The sequence below is a fragment of the Halomonas sp. H33-56 genome (assembly GCF_040147035.1).
In the GTDB taxonomy this organism is placed as follows: Bacteria; Pseudomonadota; Gammaproteobacteria; order Pseudomonadales; family Halomonadaceae; genus Halomonas; species Halomonas litopenaei.
The window spans coordinates 1,764,077-1,782,743 of the sequence record NZ_JAMSHP010000001.1 but is presented as its reverse complement, the minus strand read 5'-3'; the positions used below and the strand labels follow the sequence as shown (position 1 = coordinate 1,782,743).

At 65.7% G+C, this 18,667-nt stretch carries 19 protein-coding genes; 1 reads left to right on the top strand and 18 read right to left on the bottom strand.

From position 1 onward, the window contains the following. Positions 1-34: 34 nt before the first annotated feature. The 14 genes from NFH98_RS07775 to NFH98_RS07710 form a co-directional block, all read right to left on the bottom strand. Entirely contained in the window at positions 35-2,239 is a 2,205-nt protein-coding gene (locus NFH98_RS07775) for an ATP-dependent helicase (protein WP_349622450.1), read from the bottom strand. Beyond that, positions 2,239-2,841, bottom strand: coding sequence for a DUF1285 domain-containing protein (locus tag NFH98_RS07770; protein ID WP_349622449.1), 603 nt, complete (start codon positions 2,839-2,841; stop codon positions 2,239-2,241). The genes NFH98_RS07775 and NFH98_RS07770 overlap by 1 nt, the downstream gene beginning before the upstream one ends. Before the next feature lie 119 nt (positions 2,842-2,960). Next, positions 2,961-3,797, bottom strand: a complete 837-nt coding sequence (locus NFH98_RS07765) for a TatD family hydrolase (protein WP_108132686.1) — start codon at positions 3,795-3,797, stop codon at positions 2,961-2,963. Between the two features lie 106 nt (positions 3,798-3,903). Then, positions 3,904-4,905 carry a DNA polymerase III subunit delta' gene (locus tag NFH98_RS07760; protein WP_108132685.1) on the bottom strand — a complete coding sequence of 334 codons (1,002 nt, stop codon included), beginning with the start codon at positions 4,903-4,905 and terminating at the stop codon, positions 3,904-3,906. Beyond that, positions 4,896-5,576 (bottom strand): dTMP kinase, encoded by a 681-nt coding sequence (gene tmk, locus NFH98_RS07755; RefSeq protein WP_108132684.1) that lies wholly within the window; start codon positions 5,574-5,576, stop codon positions 4,896-4,898. The genes NFH98_RS07760 and tmk overlap by 10 nt, the downstream gene beginning before the upstream one ends. Positions 5,577-5,608: 32 nt before the next feature. Further along, entirely contained in the window at positions 5,609-6,613 is a 1,005-nt protein-coding gene (gene mltG, locus NFH98_RS07750; RefSeq protein WP_108132683.1) for an endolytic transglycosylase MltG, read from the bottom strand. A gap of 106 nt (positions 6,614-6,719) precedes the next feature. Then, the gene (gene pabC / locus NFH98_RS07745) at positions 6,720-7,538 is read right to left on the bottom strand and encodes an aminodeoxychorismate lyase (RefSeq protein WP_349622448.1); all 819 of its coding nucleotides are present in this window, start codon (positions 7,536-7,538) and stop codon (positions 6,720-6,722) included. Between the two features lie 3 nt (positions 7,539-7,541). Further along, the gene (fabF, locus tag NFH98_RS07740; RefSeq protein ID WP_045993406.1) at positions 7,542-8,780 is read right to left on the bottom strand and encodes a beta-ketoacyl-ACP synthase II; all 1,239 of its coding nucleotides are present in this window, start codon (positions 8,778-8,780) and stop codon (positions 7,542-7,544) included. 266 nt (positions 8,781-9,046) lie between these two features. Next, a complete protein-coding gene (acpP, locus tag NFH98_RS07735) occupies positions 9,047-9,280 on the bottom strand; it encodes an acyl carrier protein (RefSeq protein ID WP_021820799.1) in 234 nt (77 codons plus the stop codon). 121 nt (positions 9,281-9,401) lie between these two features. Then, on the bottom strand, positions 9,402-10,145 hold the full coding sequence (fabG, locus tag NFH98_RS07730) for a 3-oxoacyl-ACP reductase FabG (RefSeq protein ID WP_045993432.1): 744 nt from the start codon (positions 10,143-10,145) through the stop codon (positions 9,402-9,404). A gap of 60 nt (positions 10,146-10,205) precedes the next feature. Then, positions 10,206-11,153 (bottom strand): ACP S-malonyltransferase, encoded by a 948-nt coding sequence (fabD, locus tag NFH98_RS07725; RefSeq protein ID WP_349622447.1) that lies wholly within the window; start codon positions 11,151-11,153, stop codon positions 10,206-10,208. A gap of 9 nt (positions 11,154-11,162) precedes the next feature. Further along, the gene (gene plsX / locus NFH98_RS07720; RefSeq protein ID WP_083970469.1) at positions 11,163-12,236 is read right to left on the bottom strand and encodes a phosphate acyltransferase PlsX; all 1,074 of its coding nucleotides are present in this window, start codon (positions 12,234-12,236) and stop codon (positions 11,163-11,165) included. Positions 12,237-12,270: 34 nt separating this feature from the next. Beyond that, complete coding sequence (gene rpmF, locus NFH98_RS07715; RefSeq protein WP_010627954.1) at positions 12,271-12,441, bottom strand: 50S ribosomal protein L32; 171 nt, start codon at positions 12,439-12,441, stop codon at positions 12,271-12,273. Between the two features lie 25 nt (positions 12,442-12,466). Continuing rightward, positions 12,467-13,000, bottom strand: a complete 534-nt coding sequence (locus NFH98_RS07710; RefSeq protein WP_045993405.1) for a YceD family protein — start codon at positions 12,998-13,000, stop codon at positions 12,467-12,469. Between the two features lie 150 nt (positions 13,001-13,150). Between NFH98_RS07710 and NFH98_RS07705 the strand changes: the two genes are divergently transcribed. Beyond that, positions 13,151-13,771, top strand: a complete 621-nt coding sequence (locus NFH98_RS07705; protein ID WP_349622446.1) for a Maf family protein — start codon at positions 13,151-13,153, stop codon at positions 13,769-13,771. Here NFH98_RS07705 and sppA read toward each other — a convergent pair. The 4 genes from sppA to NFH98_RS07685 all read right to left on the bottom strand — a co-directional run bounded on the left by sppA (position 13,759) and on the right by NFH98_RS07685 (position 18,277). Next, positions 13,759-14,997, bottom strand: coding sequence for a signal peptide peptidase SppA (gene sppA, locus NFH98_RS07700; protein ID WP_349622445.1), 1,239 nt, complete (start codon positions 14,995-14,997; stop codon positions 13,759-13,761). The two genes, NFH98_RS07705 and sppA, sit on opposite strands and share 13 nt — an antisense overlap. Positions 14,998-15,065: 68 nt before the next feature. Further along, positions 15,066-15,710 (bottom strand): HAD-IA family hydrolase, encoded by a 645-nt coding sequence (locus NFH98_RS07695; RefSeq protein ID WP_108447678.1) that lies wholly within the window; start codon positions 15,708-15,710, stop codon positions 15,066-15,068. Positions 15,711-15,870: 160 nt separating this feature from the next. Further along, the gene (locus tag NFH98_RS07690; RefSeq protein ID WP_045993401.1) at positions 15,871-17,097 is read right to left on the bottom strand and encodes a bifunctional alpha/beta hydrolase/OsmC family protein; all 1,227 of its coding nucleotides are present in this window, start codon (positions 17,095-17,097) and stop codon (positions 15,871-15,873) included. Between the two features lie 232 nt (positions 17,098-17,329). Next, positions 17,330-18,277 carry an RluA family pseudouridine synthase gene (locus NFH98_RS07685; protein WP_045993400.1) on the bottom strand — a complete coding sequence of 316 codons (948 nt, stop codon included), beginning with the start codon at positions 18,275-18,277 and terminating at the stop codon, positions 17,330-17,332. Between the last annotated feature and the right edge of the window lie 390 nt (positions 18,278-18,667).

Sequence of the window (18,667 nt, the reverse complement as noted above, 5' to 3'; positions counted from 1 at the left end):
TTTCGCGCGTCTCGACAAGTGGCCCGCGCCCTGATCAGGCGCTCGACAGCCGCTCGATCGGGGCGCGATGGGCGATCAGGCGGCGCTTGCCGGCACGATCGAAGCGCACCTCGATGACCGGATTGGCGGGGTCGCCTTCCACCAAGGCGACCTCACCGTCACCGAAGACGCCGTGGCGAATGCGCTCACCCACCTGGTAATGGCCATTGCCTGGCGCTCGCTCAAGCGCCTTGATCGGCAGCGGCTGCCCCAGGGCATTCAGATAGCGCCCCACCAGTGCCGGCTCGGCGACGCTCACCTCCTCGGGGTCGGCTCCGTCAGCGCATCGGTACAGCGCCCTGGCCACGGCGCTGGCGTCGCGGCAGGCGCTCTCCTGGATAAAGCGGCTGGGACGATGATCGCCGCCATCGTGGAGGATGACCAGGCGTTCGATGGCCCGGGTGATGGCCACATAGTAGAGCCTGCGCTCTTCCTCGAGACGCTCGGGGGACAGGGGGTTGTCACGACTGTAGTGGGGAAAGTCCTCTTCATTGACCGCCCCCACCATCACCAGCGGCCACTCCAGGCCCTTGGCGCCATGAACCGTATTGATCAACACCCCTTCGTCGCGGTTCTGCACCGGGCGTCGCAGCAGCTCGATGAAGGTGGCGATGTCGCCGACCTCCCGAGCCTGCTCGATCAGAACGTCGAGCAGGCGCACGTCCTCCTCGCCCTTGTCGCGGCGGGAGGCGGCGCGCTTGAGTACCTTTTCCGCCTCGACCTCCTCGACCACGTGCTCGAGCAGCGCGTCGGCGGAAAGATGGGCAAGCTTCGGCAGCTCGCACAGCAGTTGCCAGCGACGCTTGAGGGTGCGCTTCTGGTGCGGCTTCAGTCGCGCCAGCAGCGCATCGCCCGGCCCTGGCCAGGTCTGGGTGTCGGCCAGGCGCTGCACCAGGCCAGCGAGCACTTCACGTGGTACAAAGCAGGTCGGCTGGGCAAACATCGGCATCAGCGCGCCGGGGTCGCGCAGCTGCTCGGGCGACAGCGCCAGCGATAGATAGCCGGCCAGTGCCTCTACCAGCGGCAGGCGAAAGACGAAGCGATCCTCCCGGGCCAGGCGAAAGGGAATGCCTTCGCGCAACAGCGCCAGCTGCATCGGCACCGACAGGGTCCAGCTACGTACCAGCAGACAGGCTTCGTCGAGACGACGGCCGGCTTCCACCCAGCGCTTGAGTCCATCGAGGAAGGCACTGGCGCCCCGTGCCACCTTGAGCTCGGTACGCGGATTGGTGGGCGCCGCCAGGCATAGCTGGTCCGGGCGACGCGGGTTGCCGGCGATGGCATGATTGGCGGCCAGCGCCAAGGCGTGACCATGGCGAAAGGTGGTCGACAAGGGGTAGTCGGTGGCGGCACCGAAGATCCGGGTAAAGTTCTCGAGCATGGCCTCCGGGTGGGCACCGCGCCATTCATAGATGCACTGGTTGGCGTCACCCACCGCCATCACCGAAGCCTGGTCGCCGGCCAGCACCGCCAACAACCGCTGCTGGGCGGCATTGATGTCCTGATACTCGTCGATGATCACATGGTCGAGGAAGCCCTGAACCCGCTGGCGCAGCGCGGGATCACCTTCGAGTGCCAGCAGCGGTCGATACAGCAGATCCGAATAGGTCATCACGCCGTGATCGGCCAGCAATGTCTCGAGACACTGGTGGGCGACGACGAAGTGGCGAGTCCCCTCGCCAAGCTCGAGCCGCTCATACAGCAACTGGGGGTCGATCACCTCGGCCTTGACCAGCGAACAGAAGTGGGCGAGTTCCTCGATGCGATCGGGCTCGAGCGCGGCGTCGCGATCCTCGTCGACCTGGGCCAACGCCTCCAGGGTCGCCTGGCGCAGCAGTCGCTCCTGCTGCCAGTCTGCGGTCAGCAGTTCGCGCCGTGGCAGCGCGCCCCAGCGGGTCAGGCTCTGACTCAGACGATGTCCGAGAGAGTGAAAGGTACGCACCTCCGGCAGTTCCATGCCGGGTTCGGCCATGGCCACCAGACGGCGCTGAAAGTCTTCCCGGGCGGCGCGGTTGAACATCAGCACCATCATGCGCCGGGCGCTGACTCCGTGGGACAGCAGGTGCAGCACCCTGGCCACCAGGGTGGTGGTCTTGCCCGCTCCGGCCACCGCCGCGACCCTGGCGTGGCCTGCCGGGTGGGCGACAACGCAGCGTTGTTCGGGCGTCAGCGCGAGCCGCTCCAATGCAGGTGAAGCCATCAGTGCGCGTCACCCTCCAGGCGTCCCAGCGGCTGCCACACGCCGTCGCTGGTAAGCCCCAGCTCGCCGCGCTCGGTGCACGCTTCGGCCTGCTCGACCAGACGGTAGAAGACGTTACGCCCGAGTCGAGCACTCACGCCGTAGGGCAGGCACACCTGGGGCACCTCCTCGCCCGCCGGTGTCGTCGACAGCGATAGTCGATGCTGCTGCCCCAGGGCGATACGCTCGCCGACGTTGGTGGTCAGCCACCAGCGCTTGTCTACGTGGTCTTCTGGCTGGTCTTCTGGCTGGCCTTTTGACTGGCCTTCCAGCCGAGCGTCTGCCTGCTCGGCCTCCAGTACCACAAAGGCGGTGTCCTCGACGCTGATCCGCCACTTTTCGATAGGCGTGACCAGGTAGTGGTGGCCGTCGTCCTCCCGTCGCAGGATGCGCGCAAAAAGGCGCATCAGCTCAGGACGCTGGATCGGACTGCCTTCGTGGATCCAGCGCCCGTCCCGGGCGATCACCAGGTCCATCTCGCCGCTCGGTTCGGGCTGCCAGTCAGACAAGGGCGGACGCTCACCAAGCTCGGCGATGCCGTTCAGGATGTGATCGAGTTGCATGGAGGCTACCTCGTCGAGTTATCGCTCAAGGCCCGGCCAACAGACCGGTGCCCGTGCCGACCGGGGCCATGGGCCCTGTTCACAACAAAGCCTGCTTCGCCCTGGTCCACAACGCCCGCTTAGCCCTGGTCCACAAAGCCCGCGTCGCGAAGGGCCTGCTTGAGGTCCTCCGGGGCGGCAGGCTGGGCCTTGGGAAACAGCCGGTAGAAGTTGGCGGTGGTCTGCATCGCCACCTCTTCCACGCTGATTCCCCGCTCGTCGGCAATGCATTGGGCCACGTCGACCACCCAGGCCGGCTCGTTGGGCTTGCCACGGTGCGGCACCGGCGCCAGATAGGGGCTGTCGGTCTCGATCAGCAGACGATCCAGCGGTACTTTTCTTGCCACCTCGCGCAGCGACTCGGCGGTGCGAAAGGTGACGATCCCCGACAAGGAGATATAAAAGCCCAGGCGCACCGCATCCCGCGCCATCTCGAGGTCCTCGGTGAAGCAGTGCAGCACCCCGCCGACCTCGGGATCGCTGTACTGACGAATCAGCGAGAGCGTGTCCTCCCTCGCTTCCCGGGTATGCACCACGATCGGCAGCGACAGTTCGGTGGCAGCCTGCAGATGGCGAGCGAAACGCTCGTGCTGCACCTCGGCGGGAACACTGTCGTAATGATAGTCCAGTCCCGATTCGCCGATGGCCACGGCACCATGCTCCTTGGCGCAGGCGACAATCTCGGCAACGCCGGGTTCGTGCTCCACCTGATGCAGCGGATGCACCCCGGCGGAGATCACCACGTCGTCGTGGGCCTGGCGAATTGCGGCCAGTTCGGGCACGCCGTCGAGGGTCACGCTGATGGCCAGGAACTGCTGGACGCCGCGCTCGCGGGCGGCGTCCAGGGCCCGCGACAGATCGCCGCCATGGGTATCAGGAGAAAGGCGATCGAGATGGCAGTGGGAATCGACGAACATGAAGATCTCTCGGGGCTTGAATACGGATGTCAGGGACGAATACCGGCGACGATGATCAGAGACGCCAGCGAGCCTCCGGGGAGGACGTCTGGGCACACGACGTCGCTCAGGAACGCAACAGGGCCGCCCAGCGGACCAGCCAGGCCTCGAGCACCAGTTGCGGGTTGGGATTGCCGCCTTCACTGAGCAACCGACGCTGCTCACGGGCGTAGTCGAGCAGGCGGAACCAGTCGCGCACCCGGCCATTTTTCACCGCCTGACGATAGAGCGGTGCCAGGTCGGGGTTTCTGAGGCCTTCAGGCTCGCCGGAAAGCCCCAAGCGAATCAGATCCTCCAGCCAGGCGATACCGTACCACAGGATGGCATCGATGGCCTGGCGGTCCAGCCGGGCCGCCTCGGCCACCGGTTCGGCGCCACGTACCAGGGCGTCGAAGGTCTCGTGCAGCTGTTGACGCAGCGCCCGCGAGCCCGGCTCGGCCAGCTGTCGCGCTGCCAGCGGCAACCCACCGGCGGCTCGAAACCAGAAGCGTGCTTCGTCCTCGGAACCGAGTTCCTTCGACAGCCAGTCCAGGCAGTCTTCGAGTTCCGGCGGCTTGAGCGTCCACTGCTGGCAGCGCGAACGGATCGTCGGCAGCAGGTGGGACGGCATGTCGGAGACCAGCACGAACAGGGTGTCCTGCCCCGGCTCCTCCAGGCTCTTCAGCAGGGCGTTGGACGCGGCCACGTTCATCGCCTCGGCAGGACGGATCTCGATGACCCGGTGCCCACCCTGCTGAGCGGTCTGGGAGACGAAGCCATTGACCTGACGGATCGGGTCGATGCGAATCATCCGCTTGCCCTCCTCCGGCGCCACCCGAAGCAGGTCAGGATGGTAGCCCGAGGCCAGCATATGGCAACTGTGGCACTCACCGCAGGCGGTCTCGCCTGGGCGGGCACACAGGGCGCGGGCAATCAGTGCCTCGGCCAGGGACTGCTTGCCGAGCCCGCGGGGGCCCGACAGCAGCACGGCATGGGGCAGACGACCGGCGTCCATCAGCCGCACCAGTTCGTGCCAGCGCGGCGCCAGCCAGGGCATCGGCGGCTGGGCGACGCTACTACTCACGTCCATTGCGCCACCCGCTCGTCCAGTACCCGCGTGATCCGCCGCTGCACCTCTTCGAGGCTGGCGTCAGCGTCGATCCTGACCATCCGCTGCGGTGCCTGCTCGGCCCGGGCCAGGTAGGCCAGGCGCACCCGCTCGAAAAAGTCGCGGCGCTCCTGCTCGAAGCGATCCTTGCGCGTGCCGGTGCGGTCCAGACGACCCGCCAGGCGACGCTCCGCCGCGTCCAGCGGCATGTCCAGCAACAGCGTCAGATCCGGCGTCAGTTCTCCCTGGACCAGACGTTCGAGCTGGACGATGCGCTCGAACGGCAGGCCTCGACCGCCACCCTGGTAGGCAAAGGTGGCGTCGGTGAAGCGGTCGCTGACCACCCAGGCGCCGCGCTCCAGGGCCGGGCGAATACGCTGGGCAAGATGCTGGGCCCGTGCCGCGAACACCAGCAGCAGCTCGGCGTCACTGTCCAGCGGCTCGTCGCTGGACGCCAGCAGCAGTTCGCGAATGGCCTCGGCCCGAGGCGTCCCGCCGGGCTCGCGGGTCTGTACCACCTCGATGCCACGCGCCTCGAGGGCGTCGACCACGAAGGCCAGGTTGGTGGACTTGCCGACGCCTTCTCCGCCCTCCAGGGTAATGAAGCGCCCGCGCGCGCCGGAGGTGGGCTCGGCCGGTTGTGTCTGCGTCATGGATACCACTCCTGGTTCGGGAGACGTCCGCGTCAACGGCGCCGAATATAACGATTGACGGCGTTATTGTGCTCACGCAGCGTGCGGGAGAAGTGGTGGGTGCCATCTCCCTTGGCGACGAAGTACAGGGTGTCGCCCTCCTGCGGGTCGACGGCGGCCTCCAGTGCAGCCCGCCCCGGCAATGCGATCGGGGTCGGCGGCAGGCCATCGATCACGTAGGTGTTGTAGGGGGTGGCTTCGCGCAGGTCGGCCCGAGTGATATTGCCCTCGAAGCGATCGCCCATGCCGTAGATCACCGTTGGATCGGTCTGCAGCCGCATCCCACGCTCCAGGCGGCGCTTGAACACCCCGGCGATCTGACGCCGCTCTTCGGGGGCGCCGGTCTCACGCTCGATCAGCGAGGCCATGATCAGCGCCTCGTACGGCGTATCGATGGGCAGATCCTCGGCGCGATCGGCCCACACCTCCTCAAGCAGGGCTTCCATGCTCTGATTGGCCTGGCGCAGAATCTCCAGATCCTCCACCCCCTTGTGGTAGGTGTAGGTATCGGGGAAGAAGCGTCCTTCCGGATGCTCGCCCTCGTGCCCCAGCGCCGTCATGATCTCGTCGTCGCTCATCTCGGCACTGGCGTGGGCCAGCTTCTCGGCCTCGGCCAGGGCCGCACGCATCTGCTGGAAGGTCCAGCCCTCGGGAATGGTCACGCTGTAGGTGACCACCTCGGCGCTGGCGAGCTTATCGAGTACCTGCATGCCACTCATGCCTGGCTCCAGCGAGTACTCGCCGACCTTCAGCGACGGCACACGATCAGGCTCCACTCGCGTCAACAGCTTGAAGGCCCAGGCGTCGGCCAGCACACCCTGGGCCTCGAGATCATCCACCACCCGATTGAAACCGGCCCCGGGCGGCACCTCGTAGAGCATCGGTTCATCGAGGGTGATCGGGGCCTGCAGACGCGTCTGCCAATAGTGATAAGCGCCGTAGCCGCCAATAGCGGCAATGACGACAAGAGTGAGCAAGACCTTGAGCGCGGTGCGCATGGAAGTTCCTTAGTCTGGTCGCGCCGGCGCACGGCGCTTGTCTGAAGCGGTCAGAATAGTACGGCAAAGCGGATGCAGGCACCCCGGCTGGAAGCGCCCGGGTGACTCAGTCGGCCCCGGCATACCCCAGCAGGCGGTGGGCTCGGTGCTGAAAGGCGCGATGGACATCACTCAGCTCCCAGCCATGCTGGGGCTGCCCTTCGCTGTCGTCGAGTCGCGCGACCGGCCACACGCCCTGGACGCTGTTGCCAAGCCATAAAGCCTCGCAGGACGAAAGCTCGTCAGCCAGCAACGGCGCCTCCACCACCGCGCCCTGTTCCAGCAAGGCGGCTCGCAGGGTACCTGCCACGCCACACTGATCCAGCGGCGGGGTCGATACCTGTTCGGCGCCCCGGGCGAGAAAGAACACGTTCATGGCGGTGGCTTCGACAAGCTGGCCTCGATCATCCTCGAGAAGCCCCTCGGCGATGTCGGGATCCTGCCACTCCGCTCGTGCCAGCACGTTCTCGAGGCGGGCCAGATGCTTGATCCCTGCCAGCACGGGCTGGCGTGCCAGGCGCAGGCGGCAGCGACGCACCCTGACCCCGGCTGCCCAGCGCTGTTGATCGGGTGCGAAGCTCGACCATATCGCCTCGAGCCTGGGGTCTGAGGACGCCGGCAGCGCGTAGCCCCGCCCACCGCTGCCCCGGGTGTAGACCAGCTTGAGCACACCAAGCCCCGGCCCCGCGCCAGCGAGGGCGGATGCCAGGGCCTCTGTACGGGGCGGGGGCAGGTCGAGCACCCGGCAGCCGTTCAGCAGTCGTGCCAGGTGCTCAGACCACAACAGCGGCGTGCCGTCGCGCACCAGCACCGTCTCGAACAGGCCATCGCCGTAGGCCAGCCCCCGGTCACTCAGGGGCAATGTCGGCTCGGGCGGCCTATTCATCCATCAGGCCTTCTTGAACACCAGGGTGCCATTGGTGCCGCCGAAGCCGAAGGAGTTGGACAGGGTCACGTCGACCTTGGCATCGCGGGCGGTATGCGGCACGTAGTCAAGCACGCACCCTTCCTGGGGATTGTCCAGGTTGATGGTGGGCGGCAGCGCCTGATCACGAATCGCCAGGATGCTGAAGACCGCCTCCACCGCACCGGCGGCACCGAGCAGGTGGCCGATCATCGACTTGGTGGAGCTGACCGCGACGCTTTGGGCGGCGCTGCCCATGACCTTCTCCACCGCCCTGCTCTCGGCCAGGTCACCGGCGGCGGTCGAGGTGCCGTGGGCGTTGATGTAGTCGATCTCGCTGGCGTCGATGCCGGCGTCCTTGATCGCGTTGGCCATGGAGGCCGCCGCGCCGCGACCGTCTTCCGGCGGCAGGGTCATGTGGTAGGCATCATCGCTCATGCCGAAACCGATCAGCTCGGCGTAGATGGTCGCCCCACGTGCCTTGGCGTGTTCGTACTCTTCCAGCACCACCACGCCGGCGCCGTCGGACAGCACGAAGCCGTCGCGATCCTTGTCCCACGGGCGGCTGGCCGCCTGGGGATCGTCATTGCGGGTGGACAGTGCCCGCGCGGCGGAGAAGCCGCCCAGCCCCAACGGTGTGGTCGCCATCTCGGCACCGCCACAGACCATCACGTCGGCGTCGCCGTAAGCGATGGTGCGGGCGCTGTAGCCGATATTGTGGGTACCGGTGGTGCAGGCGGTGGTGATGGCGATATTGGGACCACGGAAGCCGTGCTGAATCGCCAGATTGCCCGAGATCATGTTGATGATGGAGCCGGGCACAAAGAACGGCGAGATACGCCGGGCGCCGCTCTTGTTGAGTGCGTTGTGGTTGTGCTCGATCATCGGCAGCCCACCGATTCCCGAGCCGATGGCCACGCCGATGCGATCGGCATTTTCCTCGGTGCACTCGATACCGGCGTCCTCGATGGCCTGAGCCCCCGCGGCAATACCGTACTGGATGAACAGGTCCATCTTCCTGGCATCCTTGGGGTTCAGGTAGGGGCTGATATCAAAGTCCTTCACCGAACCGCCGAAGCGCGTGTTGAAGCCGCTGACATCGAAGTGCTCGATGGGCGCCACACCGCTCTTGCCGGCCAGGATGCTGTCCCAGCTTTCCTTGACGGTGTTGCCCACCGGTGTGACCAGGCCGAGGCCCGTCACCACTACCCTTCTACGAGACATCAGCTTTCCTCCAGACATCCAAAAAGTTACGGCCCAACTGTGGAGGACCGTCGGTTGCGCGCATTATACCCGAGACACAGGCCGCTGTGCTCCCCCCGGCGCCGAGGCTTTACCGGGAACGCTGGCACAGGACCCTGCCTTCGAGGCCTGGACACGCAAAAGCCGCCCTGGCGAACCAGGACGGCTTCCGCGGGGATTGCATCCCCGCCTTTCAGCAAGCGGCCATCGCCGCCACCGGCAGACTGACTCGGAACACCGAGCCGGTCTTACTGGTTGGCGTTGACGTAGTCGATCGCTTCCTGAACGGTGGTAATCTTCTCGGCTTCTTCATCAGGAATTTCGGTATCGAATTCCTCTTCCAGCGCCATCACCAGCTCAACGGTGTCCAGGGAATCAGCGCCCAGGTCCTCGGTGAAGGAAGAGGAGTTCTGAATATCTTCTTCCTTGACGTTCAGGCGCTCTGCCACAACTTTCTTCACGCGCTCTTCGATGGTGCTCATTTAGACATACTCCAGTCGTTCACGTTAGCCGTTCTGATGACCAGCTGGTTAATTCCGCAAGTAAACTGCGGGGTAGTTTATAGACCCCTTCGGGTCGACGCAACACACGCAGGAAGCGCATTCAGCGCATGTTCATCCCGCCATTGACGTGCAGGGTTTCGCCAGTGATATAGGCTGCGCTATCGCTGGTCAAGAACCCGACCGCCGCGGCGATTTCCTCGGGCTGCCCCAGACGCGCCAGAGGCACCTGCCCCTTGAGCATCGTCTGCTGATCCTCGGACAGCGCCTGGGTCATGTCGGTGGCAATAAAGCCAGGCGCCACGGCGTTGACGGTGATGGCACGGGAGGCCACCTCGCGCGCCAGCGCCCGGGTGAAGCCTTCCATGCCCGCCTTGGCGGCAGCATAGTTGCTTTGGCCGGCGTTGCCCATGGTGGCGACCACCGAACTGACGGATACGATACGGCCCCAACGGGCCTTGCTCATGCCACGCAGGCACGCCTTGCTGAGGCGAAAGACCGACTTGAGGTTGGCGTCGAGTACACCATCCCACTCATCTTCCTTCATTCGCATCAGCAGATTGTCACGGGTGATACCGGCATTGTTGACCAGGATGGTCGGCGCACCAAACTCGTCATTGATCGACTTCAGCAGTGCTTCGACGCTGGTCGGATCGGTGACGTCGAGGCGGCGCCCTGCGCCCTGAAACCCCTGCTCCTTGAGGTCCGCATCGATGCGGTCGGCACCGGCATCGGTGGTGGCGGTGCCGATCACGATGCGACCCTGCCGCCCCAGCTCGTGGGCGATGGCACGGCCGATACCGCGGCTGGCCCCGGTAATCAGGGCGACTCTAGGCTCGGTTGTCATGGTCACTTCCATTGCTTCGTCGTTGTCGCCCGGCACAGCGCCGGGCCAGGAGGCTTTCGATCAGCTGATCTCGCGAGCCAGCTCAAGGGCGGCACTGAGACTGTCGGGATCATTCACCGCCAGTCCGCGACTGCCCCGGGCAATACGCTTGTTGAGGCCGGTGAGGACCTTGCCGGGCCCGCACTCGATGAACACCTCGGCACCGCCGTCGACCATCTTCTCGACGCAGGAGACCCAACGCACCGGCTGGTAGAGCTGCTCGATCAGACGAGTGCGCAGGGTGGCCACATCGGCATGGGCCTGGGCATCGACGTTCTGCACCACGGTATAGCGCGGCGCCTTGAGCTCGATATCACCAAGCGCCTGCTCCAGCCGCTCGGCGGCCGGCCGCATCAGGTCACAGTGGGAAGGCACCGATACCGGCAACGGCATCGCGCGCTTGGCCCCGGCCTCCTGACAGGCGGCGATGGCACGATCCACGGCGGCCTTGCTGCCGGCGATCACCACCTGCCCGGGAGCATTGTAGTTGACAGCAGAGACCACGTCCCCGTCGGCCGCCTTGGCGCAGGCCTGCTCGACGGCCGCGTCGTCCAGACCAAGAATCGCCGCCATGGCGCCCTGCCCGGCCGGCACGGCCTGCTGCATGGCTTCGCCGCGCAGGCGAACCAGACGGACCCCTTCCGCAAAGGAAAGCGCGCCGGCGCACACCATGGCGCTGTATTCGCCGAGACTATGGCCGGCCATGGCACCGGGGCGCGGGCCCTCGAGTTCCTGCCACACGCGCCAGATCGCCACGCTGGAGGCCAACAGTGCCGGCTGGGTGCAGGCGGTGGCATTGAGCGCCTCCGCAGGACCCTCCTGGACCACCTGCCACAGGTCGTAACCCAGAGCCTCCGAGGCCTCCTCGAAGGTCGTCCTCACCACGCTGTAGCGTTCGGCCAGATCGCGCAGCATGCCGACCTGTTGCGACCCCTGCCCAGGGAAGATAAGGGCAAGCGGTTGAGTCATCTTGATCACCTATAGCTCTTGTTGGCCATCATCCATATCCACACTGCCCCCTGACAAGGGACCGGAAGATGGACGACGATGGTCGAGCTCGGCCTCCAGCCGGCTCGGCAAGTCACGGCTGACCTCCTGGGAGGCGCGCTTCAGGGCGTAGTAAAAACCCTGAGCGTCACAGCTGCCATGACTCTTTATCACAATACCCGCCAGCCCCAGCAGGCTGGCGCCGTTGTAGCGAACCGGATCCAGTTCACTCTTCAATCGTCTGAGCGCCGGACGGGCCAGCATCCCCACCAGCCGACTCCCCCAGTGCGCCTCGAAGGTCGCCTGGACGCGACCGACCAGCATCTTGGCCAGGCCCTCGCTGGCCTTGAGCAGCACATTGCCGACAAAGCCGTCACAGACCACGACGTCCGCCTGACCGGCAAACACGCCATCGCCCTCGATAAAGCCAAGATAGTCGATCCCGGCCACCTGGCGCAGTGCCGCATCGGCCTGCTGTACCGCCAGGGAGCCCTTGGTCGACTCCACCCCAACGTTGAGCAGGGCAATCCGTGGAGCCGCCAGACCGTCGACGTGGCGCGCCATGATATCGCCCATCAGGGCGAAGTCCACCAGGCGCTCCGCCGACACATCCACATTGGCACCCAGATCAAGCAAATAGCAGCGTCCGTCGCCTCGCGTCGGAATCGCCGTACTGATGGCCGGGCGCGGCACGCCCGGCACCATGCCAAGGGCGCGGCGCGACAGCGCCATCAAGGCGCCAGTATTGCCGGAACTGACGCCGACATCGGCCTCACCCGCCGCCACACAGTCAAGCATGCGAGCCATGCTTGAAGCATGGCCTCGGCGCAGCGCCTGAGAGGCGCGCATATCGGCGGGAATGATATCGGGTGCGTCACACAGGTGCAGATGCGACGCCGCCGCGGCCAGAGGCCGCGGCAGGCGTGAAATCTCGTCATCCAGCAGGCCCGCAGGGCCAAACAGCTGAATGTCGAGCTGCGGGTCCTCGATGACTGCCCTGGCCGCCCCCGCCACGGTGGCGCGGGGACCCTTGTCCCCGCCCATGGCATCTACGGCAATCCGCATCCCGGCGGCCAGGCGCTATCGAGGCGTCGTCAACTTATACGTCGACGACCTTGCGACCGCGATAGAAACCGTCCGGGGAGACGTGGTGACGCAGGTGAGTGGTGCCGGTCTCCTTGTCCTGGGACAGGGTCGGTGCACTCAGGGCGTCGTGGCTACGACGCATGCCGCGCTTGGAACGGGTCTTACGGTTCTGCTGAACTGCCATGGGAAATCACTCCACAAAAAATCGATCAGGTATCGGTGTTGCCCTTGAGGCGCTTGAGCACGTCAAAGGGACTGCCAGAGGGCGCTTCCGAGACTTCGGCATCCGCCCCGCTGCTCAGCTGGTCGCGCGAGACAGGACACTCTGACTCGTCGTGGTAGACCACCTGGGGCAGACTGAGGATAAGTTCATCCTCGACCACGCCCAGCAGGTCCAGCTGTTCATTCTCCACCAGCACCGGTTCATGGGTGCTCGGCAGATCGGCGGCCAGGTCGTCACTGCTGACGAGCCCGAGCAGGAAGTCGCTCGTGACATGTTGGGCCATGGGCTCGAGGCAGCGGCGACACGGCAGCTGCAGATCGGCCTCCAGGCGCCCCCGGATCACCCGACGCCCCTGAGCGTCGATGGCGAATTCCAGCCAGGCGCTGGCATCGCCCTGTTGAGCGCCGACCTCTTCGGTCAGGCGGCTCATGTCGGCCAGCGCCACCAGGCCTTCGAGGTGTTCGGCTTGGGCGGCGAGCTTGTAGGGCTCGACCCGGCCGGGCAATCGTGAGGTCAACATAGGCGCGCAATGATAGGCACTCGTTCCGCCCCTGTCAAAGCCCTGTGCTCAATAGGTTACCATGTCCCGGGATCCGCTCGAACCCGACGAGCACAACCTGCCCATAGCGGGCCTCCCCGACACGACTCCACACATTGCAAGGAAGGACGCATGACCCCACTGGTGCTTGCCTCCAGCTCACCCTGGCGCCGCGAACTGCTTGAACGGCTGGGCCTGCCCTTCTCCTGGGCGAGCCCGGACATCGACGAGACCCGGCGCACAGACGAGACGCCCACATCACTGGTGCAGCGGCTGTCGCTGACCAAGGCCGAAGCGCTGGCCGACGCCTACTCGCGCCACCTGATCATCGGCTCCGACCAGGTAGCCCTGTTCGACGACCAGATCCTGGGCAAGCCCCACACCCAGGAGCGCGCCTGCGCACAACTGCGAGCCTTTTCGGGGCACCGGGTGCGTTTTGTCACCGGACTGGCGCTGCTCGACACCGCCGAGCATCGCCATTGGGTCGGCTACCAGCACTATGACGTGGTCTTTCGCCGTCTCACCGACACCGAGATCAGCACCTACGTCGCCCGCGAGCAGCCGCTTCAGTGCGCCGGCAGCTTTCGCATGGAGGGCCTCGGCATCACCCTGTTCGAGCGCCTGGTGGGTGACGACCCGAACAGTCTGATCGGCCTCCCTCTGATTCTGCTGTGCCGGTGGCTGCGCGAGGCTGGCGCCGACCCCCTGGCGGCATCCGCCACCGATGTCGCGAACGGCGATCAGGGCAACTGATAACGCACCGGCGATGACGCCTGCGGCAGCCCCATCCACTGGGCCACGCCCACACCGAAGCGCCGAGCCAGGCGGTCGAAGGGGTCCTGGGATGGGGTGTAGTCCTCGATCCGCGGCTGGTCGAGCCATTGACGGGCCTCTTCGTCCAGGGTACCCAGGCGATCCACCAGGCCCAGCTCCAGCGCCTGCTCTCCGGTCCAGATCAGGCCGCTGAAGATCCGGGGATCATCGGCCAGACGATCACCGCGCCCTGCCTTGACCGCATCGATGAACTGCTGATGGGTCGTATCCAGCACCTCTTGCCAGAACGCCTGCTGTTCGGGACGCATCTCGGAGAAGGGATCGAGAAAGGCCTTGTTGTCGCCTGCGGTGAAGACGCGCCGCTCCACACCCAGGTCATCGATGGCCCCCTCCAGCCCGAAGCCGGCGTAGATGACGCCGATAGAGCCGACCAGACTGGACGGCGCAGCGACAATCTCGTCCGCCGCAGACGCCATGTAATAGGCGCCGCTGGCCCCCAGGTCCTCGACCACCGCGACGATCGGCTTGTCGCCGCGCTCGCGCAGGGCCATCACCGCCTTGTAGACCCGCTGGGACTGCACCGGACTGCCGCCCGGACTGTTGATATGCAATACCACCGCGGCGCTGCTGGGCGACTCCCAGGCGGCTTCGATACCTTCGATCAGGCGCTCGGCATTGGCCGGCGACTCGCTATCGATCACACCGTCGACCTTGACCACCCCAAGATGCCTGGCCTGCTCTCGCTCATCGCCAGGCACCATCAGCAGTGCAAAGCCCACCAGCGCCGCCACTCCCAGCAGCAGCGCCAGCCAGGCGAAACGAAAGAACAGCTTCCAGCGCCGACTGCGCCGCTGCTCGACCAGTACGCTCTGGATCCAGCGGTCCATGCTCTCGATCTGGGCAAGGCGCTGGCGCTCCCGCAATACTTCGGCGCTGTCGCCGGACGATTCAGCCGGCCCGCTGCCGCCGGACGATCCAACCGGCCCGCTGCCGCCGGACGATTCAGCCGGCCCGCTGCCACCGCCCGATCCAACCGGCCCGTTGCCGCCGGACGATTCAGCCGGCCCGCTGCCGCCGGACGATTCAGCCGACCCGCTGCCACCGCTCTTGTCCGGCCCACTACCGCCGGCAGCCGCCGCTCCCTTGCCGCTGGACGACGACATCTCCCCCTGGGTCCAGGGGTCATCCTTGGGGGTATCCGACATCCCACCACTCCTTGCAAGCCTGGCGACAACCAGGAATAGAAAACGATTTGCCAGACGATCGACGCGATTCAGCCAGCCAGGTGATCCAGCACCTGATCGAAGCGATCCGCCACCAGCAGCGGCTCACTGCGCGACAGCCGCTGCACATCGTGCACACCATACGAGACAGCGATGCGCGGCATGCCGATGGCACGCGCCATTTCCATATCGTACTCGGTATCGCCGATCATGACGGCGCGGGAGGCGTCGACGCCGCACTCTTCGAGCAGCTCGACCAGCATCAGGGGATCCGGCTTGGAACGCGTCTCGTCGGCGGTACGACTGGCACGAAAGAAGCGACCGGTGTCGCTCTGGCGGAAGATACGATCGAGCCCGCGACGGCTCTTGCCGGTGGCCACGGCCAGCGCCGAGGTCGAGGATAGCGAGGCCAGACCCGCCTCGACGCCGGGATAGAAGGTGACCGGGGTGGCATCACCCTCGACGAAGTGCCAGGCATAGCGTGCCTTCAAACGCTCGGCCTGCTCCGGCTGGATACCCGGACACAGTGTGGCGATGGCTTCCGGCAGGCCGAGACCGATGATATCGCGAATCTCGCCCTCCCCCAGCTCGCCCCACTCGGCCTCGCGGCCAGCCGCCTGCATGCAGGATACGATCCGGGCGATGGAATCCATCAGGGTGCCATCCCAGTCAAAGATGGTCAGGTCATAGCGCAAGAGACAACTCCTCGAGAGACGACGGCGTCCACGCCATCGCCCATGGATAAATGCCTCTTCCCCGATGATGGGTCACTCAAGCACGCAGACCGGCTCGGCGCAGCACCAGAGACCGCCAGACACCGCGACCGCCGGTGACAGCGGCATGCGCCCGCCAGGGCTAGTCGGCCAGCCGAGTCACCACCCTTGCCTTGCCTTCCAGCGTCAGATGCACCGGACACAGGTCAGCGATGGCCAAGAGCTTGTCGCGGGCCTCCTGGTCGAGATCCCCCGTCAGGAAAAGGACACGTTCGAAGTGGTCGATTTTGCCACTGGTCGCCTCGCACTCGCCACAATCCTTGGCGTGAATCTTGTCATGGGAGACGTCCACGGTGACATCATCGAGCGGAAGCTTCTTGCGCCTGGCGTAGCTGCGCACGGTCATCGCCGTGCAGGAGCCGAGCGCCGCCGCCAGCAGCTGGTACGGCGTAAAACCGAGATTGGTCCCACCGTAGGAAAGCGGCTCGTCGGCCAGCAGGTGGTGCGCACCCGCCACCACGTCCTGGCGAAAACCTGCAGGATCGGCTTCGGATACTCGGGTGACGCCTTCAGGCGCTCCAGCGGGGGGCTTCGGCGCCTCCAGGCCCAGATAGCGCGACGCCCAGCCGACGATGACCTCGGCGGCGTACTCGGCGTCCTGGGGCCGGGTCAGCAGATGATCGGCGTCATCCAGCGAAACAAAGCTTCTGGGATGACGGGCGGCGGTGAAGATGGCCGAGGCGTTTTCGATCTCCACCGTTTCGTCGTTGGGCGCGTGCAGCACCAGCAGCGGACGCCCCAGGTTCTCGATGCGCTCGTGCTGACGCTGACTCTGGAGATCCTCGATAAAGGCCTTGCGGATGGTAAAGGGACGACCCGCCAGGACCAGCTCGGCCTCCCCTTCGCGTTCGATGACGTCGAGGTTCGAGCCGAAGTTATGCACCACATGAGCCGGGTCGTAAGGCGCCCCGACGGTGGCCACCGCCTTGACCCCGGGCAGTCGCTCGGCGGCGGCGATCACCGCCGCGCCGCCCAGCGAATGACCGACCAGCAGAGACGGCGACAGCCCACGCCCCTCGAGATGCTTGGCGGCGGCCACCAGGTCATCCACGTTGGAGCTGAAATGGGTATTGGCGAACTCACCCTCGGAATGACCAAGACCGGTGAAATCGAAGCGCAATACCGCCACGCCCCGCGACACCAGTCGTGCGGCGATACGCTTGGCGGCGAGGATATCCTTGGTACAGGTAAAGCAATGGGCGAAGATCGCCACCGCCTGGGGCTCACCCACCTCCGGCCGGTCGAACCTCGCCGCCAGCTGGTTGCCGTCGTGACCGGGAAACTGTTCTCTTTCGCTGATGACACGCATGACCGTCCTACCCTCCGAAGACTCATGGGCGCATCGCCGGCACAAACCGCCGATGCCTTACCTGAATCCTTGGCCGAGGACGATCGTTTGGCAACCTGGCTCGCCTGCCCGGCGCGGGCTCACCACGTCCGCCAGACACAGCGATTCACCCACACTTGCTCATTTAGCGCACTGTAATTTCAGTCTTTCTTGCCACAAGGCGGGCACCAGGCAAGGCCGCCGGCGACATCTTTCACTGTCGCCGCCGAGCCTTGTCGAGCACAGTTTCCAGGGCATCGTCGAGGGGAGCGCGAATCTGCACCGGCCGCTGACTGGTCGGCTCGGGGAAGGTCAGCGAGGCAGCATGCAGAAACAGGCGATCCAGCCCCAGTTCGCGCCCAAGGCGAGCGCCCTCTCGGGTACCGTACTTGTCGTCGCCCAACAGCACGTGTCCGGCGTGGGCAGCGTGGACGCGAATCTGATGGGTACGCCCGGTGATCGGCTCCGCCTCCACCAGGGTTGCACCGGCAAAGGTCTCACGCACACCAAAGCGGGTCCGAGCCACCTTGCCCTGCGGATCGACCCTGACTCGACGCTCGCCGTTGCCGGCGTCGTAGCGATCCAGGCGGGCACTGACGAAATCCCGACGGGCTGGCCAGCGGCCTGCCACCAGCGCCAGATACTGCTTGTTCATCTTGTGCTGCTTGAGCGACTGGTTCAGCGCAAGCAGCGCCGGCCGGGACTTGGCCAGCAGCAGACACCCTGAAGTATCCCGATCCAGCCGATGCACCAGCTCCAGGAAGTCCAGGTCCTCGCGCACCTGCCGCAGCGCCTCGATCAGTCCGATCTTGACACCACTGCCGCCGTGCACCGCCAGTCCCGACGGCTTGTTCAAGACCATCCAGTCAGGCCCTTCCAGCAGCACGCTGCCGGCCAGCAGATTACGCAGATTATCGCTGACCTCGCGCACTGCCTCCTGCGGTGCCAGCTTGAGCGGGGGAATACGCACCAGATCGCCAAGCGCCAGACGGGTATCCGCCTTGACCCGCTTCTTGTTCACGCGCACCTCACCCTTGCGCACGATGCGATACACCAGCGAACGGGGGGCGCCCTTGAGGCGACTCATCAGAAAATTGTCGACGCGCTGGCCGACCTGGCCTTCGGTCACTTCCACCCACTGCACTTCACGCCCTTCGGCCACGCTGTCACCCCACTCGAAACCCGCAATAAAGCGCCATTCTAGCGCAGCTTGTCGCCAATTGCTGACCCCTGGCATTGCTGTTATATTGCTTGTTCGCTCCCCGGGTCCGATTGACCCCTGCAAGCGCCTGCACGACTAGACACGCAGGCCCGAGCGAAACGTGACTGACACAGCGTTTGCCACAGAGGCCGCGACGACCCACAGAGGTCCCGCCGCCGATGTCAAGTGACAACACCGAGCCCGGCGCGCTCCACCCCAGCTGGATACCTTTCCGAAGGGGTGGGCCGTCGCCGGGAGACGTACAACACCGTGCCGGAGGCCGGCAGCGGTGAATCGATGAATGCCAGGTGTTGGCGGTGACGGCAGGACCGGATGGGCAAGGCCCCACCG